The organism is Bradyrhizobium sp. SHOUNA76, assembly GCF_023006445.1.
In the GTDB taxonomy this organism is placed as follows: domain Bacteria; phylum Pseudomonadota; class Alphaproteobacteria; order Rhizobiales; family Xanthobacteraceae; genus Bradyrhizobium.
On sequence record NZ_JALBHA010000195.1, the window covers coordinates 1 to 10,566 of the forward strand.

The window sequence follows — 10,566 nt, forward strand, 5'->3', positions numbered from 1 at the left end:
AGCTTGGTGCCGAGCTGCGCCTCCAGCGCCGCGATCTTGCGGCTGACGGTCGGATGGCTGGCGTGCAGCCGCCGCGCCGCGGCGGTAAAGCTGCCGGTATCCGCCACCGCGACGAAGGTCTTGCAGAGGTCCCAATCCACCGGCAGCTCCGTTCAAAGCTGAATAAGCACATGTTCAATATTGAACCATGCCCCGCCCGCCGTCCAACCCTATAGTGAGATCAAACCGCAGGCGGACACGCTGCCGGCGCGACAATCGACATGGAAACGCTCGACCATCGGCCAGCAGGCCGCCGGCGCGCATTATCAGGAGGGATCGGATGGCACTGCCCACCTTGCTCAAGAATTCCCTGGAGCTGCCGGTCGTCGGCTCGCCGCTCTTCATCGTCTCCGGACCGGAGCTGGTGATCGCCCAGTGCAAGGCGGGCGTCGTCGGCTCCTTTCCCGCGCTCAACGCCCGTCCGGTCGAGAAGCTCGACGAATGGCTGAGCCGTATCGAGGACGAGCTCGGCGAATACAAATCTCGCAATCCCGGCAAGAAGGTCGCACCCTACGCGGTCAACCAGATCTGCCATGCCTCCAATGACCGGCTGATGAAGGACATGGAGACGTGCGTAAAGCACAAGGCGCCCATCATCATCACCTCGCTGCGGCCGCCGGCAGAGCTCGTCGAGGCCGCGCATTCCTATGGCGGGCTGGTGTTCCACGACGTCATCAACGTCAAGCATGCGCGAAAAGCCGCCGAGCAGGGCGTTGATGGCCTGATCCTGGTCTGCGCCGGTGCGGGCGGTCATGCCGGCACGCTCTCGCCCTTCGCGCTGGTGCGCGAGGTCAAGCAATGGTTTGACGGCGCGATCCTGCTGTCGGGCGCGATCAGCGACGGTTTTGGCATCGCCTCGGCGCTGACGCTGGGCGCTGACCTCGCCTATATGGGCACGCGCTTCATCGCGACACGGGAAGCCAACGCCGACGAAGGCTATAAGTCCGCGCTGACGCAACACGCCGCGCACGACATCGTCTACACGAACCTGTTCACCGGCGTGCACGGCAACTATCTCGGCCCTTCCATCGCCGCCGCGGGCCTCGATCCGGCCAATCTGCCGGTCGCCGACAAGACCAAGATGAACTTCGGCTCCGGGGGCAACATGAAATCCAAGGCGTGGCGCGACATCTGGGGATGCGGCCAGGGCATCGGCCAGATCACCGACGCGCCGCCCGTCTCCGACCTGGTCGACCGGTTGAAAGCTGAGTTCGATCAGGCCCGCCAGGACTTCCTGATGCGCGCGAGCGCCTGACGACGCGGTCCAACGACAAGACTGGACCGACAAGAAAAAACGGGAGGACACCATGAAGCTGGCAGCCGCATTGATCGGCATGTCGCTGCTGACGCTCGCCGTCGGCAGCGCCGATGCCGGAGGCAGCGACGAGATCCGCATCGGACAGACCCTGCCCTATAGCGGCCCCGTCTCCGGCTTCGGCGCGATCGGGCGGGCGCAGGAGGCCTTCTTCGAGAAGGTCAATGCCGAAGGCGGCATCAACGGCCGCAAGGTCAAGTTCATCACGCTGGACGATGCCTATTCGCCGCCGAAGACGGTCGAGCAGACCCGCAAGCTGGTGGAGCAGGACGAGGTGCTGATGATGTTCGGCTCGCTCGGCACAGCCACCAACAGCGCGGTGCATCGGTACCTCAACGGCAAGAAGGTGCCGCAGCTGTTCATGCTCTCGGGCGCGACGAAATGGGCCGATCCGCAGAAATATCCGTGGACCATGCCCGGCATGGCCGCCTACGAGTCCGAAGGCGTGGTCTACGCCAAGCACGTGCTGCGCACCAAGCCCGGCGCCAAGATCGCCATCCTGTCCCAGAACGATGATTTCGGCCGCGACTATGTCGCCGGCTTCAAGCGCGCGCTCGGCGACAAGGCCGCCAGCATGATCATCGCGGAGCAGACCTACGAGACCAGCGCGCCGACGATCAGTTCGCAACTCTCGACCCTGAAGGCATCGGGCGCCGATGTTCTGTTCGGCGTCGTACTCGGCAAGTTCACCTCGCAGATGATCAAGGGCGTGGCTGAGATCGGCTGGAAGCCTGACCTGCTGTTCGTACCGACGTCAGCGTCGTCGATCTCGTTCCTCGAGCCCGCTGGCCTCGACAATGCGGTCGGCCTGATCTCGTCGAGCAACCAGAAGGACACGATGGACCCGCAATGGGCCAGCGATCCAGGCGCGAAGGAATTTTTCGCCTTCATGAAGCAATACATGCCGAATGCGGATCTCTCCAATTCCAACTACGCGGCTGGATACCATTACGCGACGCTGCTGATGGCGGTGCTGAAGGCGTGCAAGGATGATTTCAGCCGCGACAACATCATGCGCCAGGCCGCTTCGCTGAAAGAGGTGAAGTTGCCGCTGCTGCTGCCGGGCATGAGTGTGAGCACCGGCTCCGACGACTATTTGCCGTTCCAGCAGCTTCAGCTCCGGCGCTTCAACGGCAAGAGCTGGGTGGGATTCGGCGACGTGCTGGATGATCGCTGACGCGAGCGGAATAAGGACAGATCATGATCATCAGCGGCGAACGCCTGATCGGCTATGACGCGATCCAGGCGCGCATCAAACGCGCCGCGAGCGGGCTTCGCGCCCTCGGCCTTGCCGAAGGCGCGCCGGTTGCCATGATGCTGCGCAATGATTTCGCCCTGTTCGAGGTGGTCGCGGCCGCGGCCGCATTGGGCAGCCCGGTGGTGCCTATCAACTGGCATCTCAAGGCCGAGGAAGTCCGTTACATCCTGACCGATAGCGGCGCCAAGATCCTGGTCTGCCATGCCGATCTGCTGCCGCAGATCCGCGACGGCGTGCCGGCGGATATCCACCTTCTCGTCGTCGCGACGCCGCCCGAGCTCGCGGCGACCTTCGCAATTCCTCCTGATCTGACCGAGGTCCCGGCGGGATTGACGGATTGGGACCGCTGGCGCGATGGGCATCCGGAAACCCAGGAGCCGCCGCGCCGAGCGGCGGCGATGATCTACACCTCGGGGACCACGGGCATGCCGAAGGGCGTGCGGCGCATGCCGATGCAACCCGAGCAGGCGGTCGCTTCCGAACGCGTCGGCGCGATCGCCTACGGCATCAAGCCGCGCGAGGACCAGGTCGTGCTGATCAACGGACCGATGTATCATTCGGCGCCGCATTCCTACGGCATGATGGCATTCCGCAACGGCTGCACCATCATCCTGCAGCCGCGGTTCGACGCGGAGGAGCTGCTTGCGCTGATCGAGCGTCACGGCGTGACGCACATCCACATGGTGCCGACCATGTTCGTACGCCTGCTCCGACTGCCCGAGGCGGCTCGGCAGCGCTACGATCTCTCCTCGCTGCGTTTCGTCGTGCACGGCGCCGCGCCCTGTCCGCCCGACGTGAAAAAGGCGATGATCGAGTGGTGGGGACCGGTGATCAATGAATATTTCGGCTCGACCGAGACCGGCATCCCGGTCTGGCACTCCGCGCAGGAGGCCTTGAAGAAGCCCGGCACGGTCGGCCGCGCCATCGACGGCGGCATCGTCAGGATTTTTCGCGAGGACGGCAGCCTCTGTGGTGCCAACGAGGTCGGCGAAATCTACATGCGCCAGACGGCGGTGCCCGATTTCGACTATCACGGCAAGGCGCAGGCGCGCGCCGAGGCGGGGCGCGACGGTCTCGTCAGCGTGGGCGACGTCGGCTATCTCGACGAGGACGGTTACCTGTTCCTGTGCGACCGCAAACGCGACATGGTGATATCAGGCGGCGTCAACATCTACCCCGCCGAGATCGAGAACGTGCTGATCGCGATGCCCGGCGTGCGCGATTGCGCCGTGTTCGGCATTCCCGACGCCGAATATGGTGAGCGGCTGTGCGCCTGCATCGAGCCGGAGACGGGCGTCCTTCTGTCCGCGGCGTCCGTGCAGGGCTGGCTGCGCGAGCGGCTGGCCAACTTCAAGGTGCCGAAAGAGGTCCGGTTCATGGACGCCCTGCCGCGCGAGGCGACCGGAAAGATCTTCAAGCGCAAGCTGCGCGATCCCTACTGGGCGGACCAGAAACCGGACTGAACCTGGAAGTTAGCCCACAAACGGCGTTTAAAACTATGTTGCTGTTGCAAAGCATCCGCGGCTGAAAGACAAGATCCCGGCACGGAAAAAGCCGAAGGCTTCACCATGACATCGACCGACTTCGTCGTTGCGCGCAACGATCTCGAGCAATTCAAGCTGATCGAGACCGTCATTCCGGATGCAGCCGCGCTGCCGCAGGACGCACTGCTGGTGAAGGTCGAGCGCTTCGCGCTGACCGCCAACAACATCACCTATGCCGTGATGGGCGACGAGCTGAAATATTGGCAGATCTTTCCGGCGCCGGAGGGCTTCGGCAACATCCCGGTGTGGGGATTTGGCGAGGTCATTGCCTCGAAACATCCAGGCGTGGCCGTGGGCGAGCGGTTGTTCGGCTATTTCCCGATGGCGACGCATCTCGTCATCGAGGCTGCGGACGTCAGCAAGCGCGCGCTTCGCGACGGCGCCGAGCATCGCAAGCAGGTCTCGCCGGTCTACAATCTCTATTCCCGCGTCACCGGCGATCCCGCCTTTGCCGGACACCAGGGCGACCTTCAGGCGCTGCTGCGGCCATTGTTCATGCTGTCGTTCCTGGTCGACGACTTCCTTGCCGAGAACGAGGATTTTGGCGCACGCGCTGTGCTGCTCTCCAGCGCCTCCAGCAAGACCGCGTTCGGGCTCGCTCATCTGCTGCATACGCGCGGCCGCAAGGTGATTGGACTCACGTCCGCGGGCAATGCCGGCTTCGTCGGCTCGCTGCCCTGTTACGACGAGGTCGTCACCTATGATCGCGTCCACGCGCTGCCGACGGATGCGCCGGTCGCTTTCGTCGACATGGCCGGCAGCAGCGCGTTGCGGGCCGAGCTGCATCAGCATTTCCGCGACCAGATGAAGTGCTCCGTGCGCGTCGGTTTGACGCATCGGGCGACCGATGCCGACGAAGGCACCCTGCCCGGGGCAAAGCCGCGCTGGTTCTTCGCACCGGACCAGATCCGCAAGCGCGCCAAGGACTGGGGGCCCGGCGGCGTCGAGCAGCGTTTTGGCGCGGCTTGGTCGGGCTTCGCGCCTCTTTTGGAGAGATGCCTCACCGTGGTCGAGAGCCGCGGGCCGGCGGCGGTGCAGCGGATTTATCTCGAGACGCTAAAGGGGCGCATTCCGCCTGAGCAGGGGCACATGCTCTCGCTGCTGGGGTAATCGGCTTTTGGGTGCCAAGGAAACCAGATAGCCTCGACCTCCATGATTGGAGCGTGATCTCTTCGGAAAACTGCCGCACACTTTCCGGATCATGCTCGCGAGGAAACGCCGCGAAGACGGCCACGAGGTCGCGTCATGCTGGACAGGACGAAGGATATTTCCGTCGCCGCGCAAGCCTGGCTCGATGAATTCGAGCGTATACTGGGCAGGCCCGATCCCTCCACGCTGGACCGCCTCTTCCTCGCCGACAGCTTCTGGCGCGACGTGCTGGCGCTGAGCTGGAACCTGCAAACGATCGCCGGCCGCCAAACGATTGCGCAAGCGCTGGCCACGCTCGCGCCCAAGGCGGCGCCCGCCGATTTCAAGATCGCGCCCGACCGCGCGCCGCCGCGCTGGGTGAGCCGCGCCGGCACCAACACCATCGAAGCGATCTTCAATTTCGAAACCGCAATCGGGCGCGGCAGCGGCATCATCCGGCTCATTCCGGATAGCGCTGATGGCGATCGTCTGAAGGCGTGGACGCTGCTGACCGCCCTCGACGAGCTCAAGGGTTTCGAAGAGCAGCTCGGCACGTCGCGCCCGCGCGGCCAGGCCTATTCCCGCGATTTCCGCGGACCGAACTGGCTCGATTTGCGCAACGCCTCGCGCGACTATGCGAAACGCGATCCGGCCGTGCTGGTGGTCGGCGGCGGCCAGGCCGGGCTCGCGATCGCAGCGCGGCTGAAGCAGTTGCAGGTCGACGCGCTGATCGTCGATCGCGAGATGCGGATCGGCGACAATTGGCGCAAGCGCTATCACGCACTGACCCTGCACAACCAGGTGCAAGTCAATCACCTCCCCTACATGCCGTTTCCGCCGAATTGGCCGACCTATATTCCCAAGGACAAGCTCGCCAATTGGTTCGAAGCCTACGTCGAGGCCATGGAGCTGAACTTCTGGACCGGCACCGAATTCGAAGGCGGCGCATATGACGAGGCCAAGGGATGCTGGACGGTCACACTGCGCCGCGCCGACGGCAGCAAGCGGACCATGCATCCCCGCCACGTGATCATGGCGACCGGCGTCAGCGGCATCGCCAACATCCCTGACATTCCGAGCCTCACCAATTTCCGGGGTACGCTGCTGCATTCCAGCGGCTACGAGGACGGCGAGAACTGGGCAGGCAAACGGGCGATCGTCATCGGCACCGGCAACAGCGGTCATGACATCGCGCAGGATCTGTATTCCAGCGGCGCCGAGGTGACACTGGTGCAGCGCGCAGCCACGCTGGTCACCAATATCGAGCCATCGGCGCAACTCGCTTATGCGACCTACAATGAAGGCACGCTCGAGGACAATGATCTGATCGCGGCCTCGATGCCGACGCCGCTGGCGCAGAAGACCCATGTGATGCTGACCGAGCAGTCCAAGGAACTCGACAAGGAGCTGCTCGATGGCCTCACTCGCGTCGGCTTCAAGCTCGATTTCGGCGAGGCCGGGACGGGGTGGCAATTCAAATACCTCACGCGTGGCGGCGGCTATTATTTCAACGTCGGCTGCTCCAACCTGATCGTCGAGGGCAAGATCGGGCTCAGGCAGTTTTCCGACATCGAGGGCTTCGTCGCGGAAGGCGCGCGGATGAAGGACGGCTCGACCATTGCCGCCGATCTCGTCGTGCTCTCGACCGGCTACAAGCCGCAGGACTATCTGGTGCGAAAGCTGTTCGGTGATGGCATCGCCGACCGCGTCGGTCCGATCTGGGGTTTTGGCGACGGCGTCGAGCTGCGCAACATGTATGCGCGCACCAGGCAGCCCGGGCTCTGGTTCATCGCCGGCAGCCTCGCGCAGTGCCGCATCAACTCGAAATATCTCGCGCTCCAGATCAAGGCGATCGAGGAAGGGATTTTGGGGCGTGAGGTGGGCACGGTCTGAGCCCCCGTCATTGCGAGCGCAGCGAAGCAATCCAGACTGTCGCCTCGGAAAGATTCTGGATTGCTTCGCTGCGCTCGCAATGACGACGCGGATGCAGTCGGGCACGACAGCAACAGTGAGAGGAAGGAACACCAATGCCAGCCATTCTCGGCACGGGCGAGCACCGCTACCGCGTCGTCGAAAACTTCGCCAAGCTCCCTGACGGCTGGCAGCTCACCGACGTCGCCTCGGTCGCGGTCGACAGCCGCGACCAGATCTACGTCTTCAATCGTGGCGCCCATCCGATGGTGGTGTTGGACCGCCAGGGTAATTTCCTGCGCAGCTTCGGCGAAGGGCTGTTCTCGCGCGCGCACGGCCTGCACATCGATGCCGACGACAATCTCTATTGCACCGATGACGGCGACCATACCGTGCGCAAATGCACCACCGACGGCAAGGTGCTGCTGACGATCGGCATTCCCGCAAAGCCGTCACCGTTCATGAGCGGCGGGCCGTTCCACCGCTGCACCCACACCGCGCTGTCGCCAAAGGGCGAGATCTACGTCTCCGACGGCTATGGCAATGCGCGCGTGCACAAGTTCACCCCCGACGGCAAGCTGATGATGAGCTGGGGCGAACCGGGCACCGATCCCGGCCAGTTCAACATCGTGCACAACATCGCCGCCGATGCCGACGGCTGGGTCTACGTCGCCGACCGCGAAAACCATCGCGTCCAGGTGTTCAACGGCGAGGGCAGATACGAAACGCAGTGGAACAATCTGCACCGGCCTTGCGCGCTGTGCTGCTGCGGCGGGGCCAAGAGCCCGACCTTCGTGATCGGCGAGCTCGGCCCCGGCATGGCCGTCAACCGCAAGGTGCCCAATCTCGGCCCGAGGCTGTCGATCGTTGACGCCAAGGGCAAGCGCATCGCGCGGCTCGGCGGCGAGGAGGGCCCGGGCGTTGCCAGCGGAAAATTCCTGGCACCGCACGGCATCGCGCTGGATTCGAAAGGCGACATCTATGTCGGCGAGGTCGGCGTCACCGACTGGAAGACGAGCTTTCCCGACGAGGAGATGCCGGCCGCGGTACGCGCCACGCGCTGTTTGCAGAAACTCGAGCGAGTACGGGAGTAGCTACCGGACAAAGCACGACGCGCAGGGACAGCCGGTTCCGGACCTGCCAGGTCGGCCCCTGGGGATCGCGGCTTTTTGCGCGCTTTTGCCACCCCGCCGCCGCATTGCTTGCGCCTGAATAAGTCGCTCAACGGGCTTCACAATCCCGTCACGCTGCATGTAGTATGTCAGTACATGCTGCTTCGCAGCGTATATTGGAGGCCGGGAGCGTTACTTGAACGCACATGTCTCGCAAGGCAGTTGGCCGGTGTTGGTGCTGAATGCGGACTTCCGGCCGCTGAGTTACTACCCGCTGTCTCTTTGGTCGTGGCAGGACGCGATCAAGGCGGTGTTTCTCGACCGCGTCAACATCGTCGCTCACTACGATCAGGCGGTCCACAGTCCCACGCTGCAGATGCAGCTGCCGAGCGTCGTCTCGCTCAAATCCTTCGTCAAGCCGACCACCCATCCCGCCTTCACCCGATTCAACGTCTTCCTGCGCGATCGTTTCGCCTGCCAATATTGCGGCTCGCCCGAAGACCTGACCTTCGATCACATCGTCCCGCGCAGCAAAGGCGGCCAGACCACCTGGGAGAACGTGGTCGCAGCGTGCTCGCCCTGTAACTTGCGCAAGGGCAATCTGACGCCCGCTCAGGCCAGGATGTTTCCACGCCAGAGCGCGTTCGCGCCGACCGTACACCAGCTCCACCGCAACGGCCGCCTGTTCCCGCCGAACTACCTGCACGATAGCTGGCTCGACTATCTGTACTGGGATACGGAGCTGGATCCGTAAGGTTGCGCCTGCTCCAAGTCGATCTGATAGGCGGAGATCCGGTCGATCTCGAATGCGACGCTCGGCGGCGATTCCGCGTCGACCGGACCAACCCCGAGAAAAAACTTCGACCCGATCGCAAGATTGACGATCATGTACATGGGATCGTCGAAGCCGATCGGCACCTTGATGTCGGAGACCGGCCTGCGGTCGATGAAATAGACCAGGCGATCCTCCTGCCACAGCACACCGTAATTGTGGAATACGCTGGAGGCATCGCCGACCGCGAAATCGAAGCCACAGGACTGGATCTTCTGGGTCGAGGGGATCCGCCAATGGGTCGTCATCACCAGATCGCCCGGCCGCTCGCCGCGGCCCTCCAGCACGTCGACTTCCGGCGGCCAGCCACCGTCGTCCGCCAGCATCCAGAACGCCGGCCACACCGCATGGCCGACCGGCACCTTGGCGCGGATTTCGAAATACCCATGCTTCTGGGTGAACCTGCCCTGGGTCGTCAGGATGCCTGAGATGTATTCGTTGTCGAACAGCAACGGTTTCAATTCCGGCGGCGTGCGGCTGGCGATGATCGACAGCACGCCGTCCTTCACCCTGAACGGATCGAGCCCGAGCGGCGCCGCCGCACGACCCGCATAACGCGGATCGACGTAGATCTGCTGCTCGCCATTGGCGCTGGTCTTGCGCTTGAAGTCGGAGCCGTCGCCGCCCCAATAGCGCGCCTCCGGCCAGGCCGCTCCGCCCGCATAATGCGGGACCCAGCGTCCATTCGACAGCGGATGCTCGTCAAAATCCTCGCTGAAAGTCCGGCGCAGCGGCAGGAACACGAGCGAGGCGGGATTGACCGCCTCCAGCCGGCGGCACGCGATGGTGGAAGGATCGGTCGTGACCTGCAGCGACATGCCCGCCGGCGCGCCATCGAGCTCATCCTGCGCAACACACGGCGCAGGCAGCACGCCGAGGCCGATCGCAACCAGAGTGCCCCTCGTCCAACGGTCGATCATCACCGCACTCGAAGATGCCATGACATCCACGTAGGTTAGCTCAGCGATTTCCGCCCGGGCAACTGCGGCATCCAACGCCGGAGGGCGATTTGAGAACCATTTCTCCCGCCTCCCTCCGCCCCGCGGACGGCGCGCTCCACCCTCCCCCGATGCATGCGGGCCGTCACGGGACGGAACCCGGAGGACTGGCGCTCGTTCAGATCAGAGCGCACGCGGCAAGGCGTGCCACGAGGCAACCGAGGGAGTCTCATCATGCCCACAGCCGAACATGATCACGTCTACAAGATCCTGGAACTGGTCGGATCGTCCGAGACCTCGATCGAGGACGCGATCAAGAACGCGGTCAGCCGCGCCGGGAAGACCGTTCGCGAGATGAAATGGTTCGAGGTGGTGCAGACGCGCGGCCACATCGAGAACGGCACCGTCCGCCACTACCAGGTGACGCTGCGCGTCGGCTTCACGCTGGAGGGATGACGCGGCGCACGCCGGGCGGAACCGTCGCGCGCG

At 64.1% G+C, this 10,566-nt stretch carries 10 protein-coding genes; 8 read left to right on the top strand and 2 right to left on the bottom strand.

Annotated features, from left to right (window positions below; all coding sequences use genetic code 11):
- Positions 1-140, bottom strand: a 140-nt coding sequence (locus MOV74_RS20115) for a LysR family transcriptional regulator (protein WP_246925968.1), incomplete at its 3' end; no start/stop codon positions are given.
- 179 nt (positions 141-319) lie between these two features.
- Here MOV74_RS20115 and MOV74_RS20120 point away from each other — a divergent pair.
- The 7 genes from MOV74_RS20120 to MOV74_RS20150 all read left to right on the top strand — a co-directional run bounded on the left by MOV74_RS20120 (position 320) and on the right by MOV74_RS20150 (position 9,061).
- Positions 320-1,294 (top strand): nitronate monooxygenase family protein, encoded by a 975-nt coding sequence (locus MOV74_RS20120; RefSeq protein WP_246925952.1) that lies wholly within the window; start codon positions 320-322, stop codon positions 1,292-1,294.
- A 52-nt stretch (positions 1,295-1,346) separates the two neighbouring features.
- Complete coding sequence (locus MOV74_RS20125) at positions 1,347-2,531, top strand: ABC transporter substrate-binding protein (protein ID WP_246925955.1); 1,185 nt, start codon at positions 1,347-1,349, stop codon at positions 2,529-2,531.
- Positions 2,532-2,554: 23 nt separating this feature from the next.
- Positions 2,555-4,075, top strand: coding sequence for an acyl-CoA synthetase (locus tag MOV74_RS20130; protein WP_246925957.1), 1,521 nt, complete (start codon positions 2,555-2,557; stop codon positions 4,073-4,075).
- A 105-nt stretch (positions 4,076-4,180) separates the two neighbouring features.
- On the top strand, positions 4,181-5,266 hold the full coding sequence (locus MOV74_RS20135) for a DUF2855 family protein (protein ID WP_246925959.1): 1,086 nt from the start codon (positions 4,181-4,183) through the stop codon (positions 5,264-5,266).
- A 135-nt stretch (positions 5,267-5,401) separates the two neighbouring features.
- A complete protein-coding gene (locus MOV74_RS20140; protein WP_246925962.1) occupies positions 5,402-7,177 on the top strand; it encodes an NAD(P)/FAD-dependent oxidoreductase in 1,776 nt (591 codons plus the stop codon).
- Positions 7,178-7,311: 134 nt separating this feature from the next.
- On the top strand, positions 7,312-8,289 hold the full coding sequence (locus tag MOV74_RS20145; RefSeq protein ID WP_246925964.1) for a peptidyl-alpha-hydroxyglycine alpha-amidating lyase family protein: 978 nt from the start codon (positions 7,312-7,314) through the stop codon (positions 8,287-8,289).
- A gap of 214 nt (positions 8,290-8,503) precedes the next feature.
- Positions 8,504-9,061 carry an HNH endonuclease gene (locus tag MOV74_RS20150; RefSeq protein ID WP_246925965.1) on the top strand — a complete coding sequence of 186 codons (558 nt, stop codon included), beginning with the start codon at positions 8,504-8,506 and terminating at the stop codon, positions 9,059-9,061.
- On the opposite strand, the gene MOV74_RS20155 is transcribed toward MOV74_RS20150, so the two are convergent.
- The gene (locus MOV74_RS20155; protein WP_246925966.1) at positions 9,028-10,059 is read right to left on the bottom strand and encodes a family 16 glycosylhydrolase; all 1,032 of its coding nucleotides are present in this window, start codon (positions 10,057-10,059) and stop codon (positions 9,028-9,030) included. The genes MOV74_RS20150 and MOV74_RS20155 overlap by 34 nt on opposite strands.
- Before the next feature lie 252 nt (positions 10,060-10,311).
- On the opposite strand from MOV74_RS20155, the gene MOV74_RS20160 reads away from it, so the two are divergent.
- Positions 10,312-10,533, top strand: coding sequence for a dodecin (locus MOV74_RS20160; protein WP_246925967.1), 222 nt, complete (start codon positions 10,312-10,314; stop codon positions 10,531-10,533).
- The last annotated feature ends 33 nt before the right edge of the window (positions 10,534-10,566 follow it).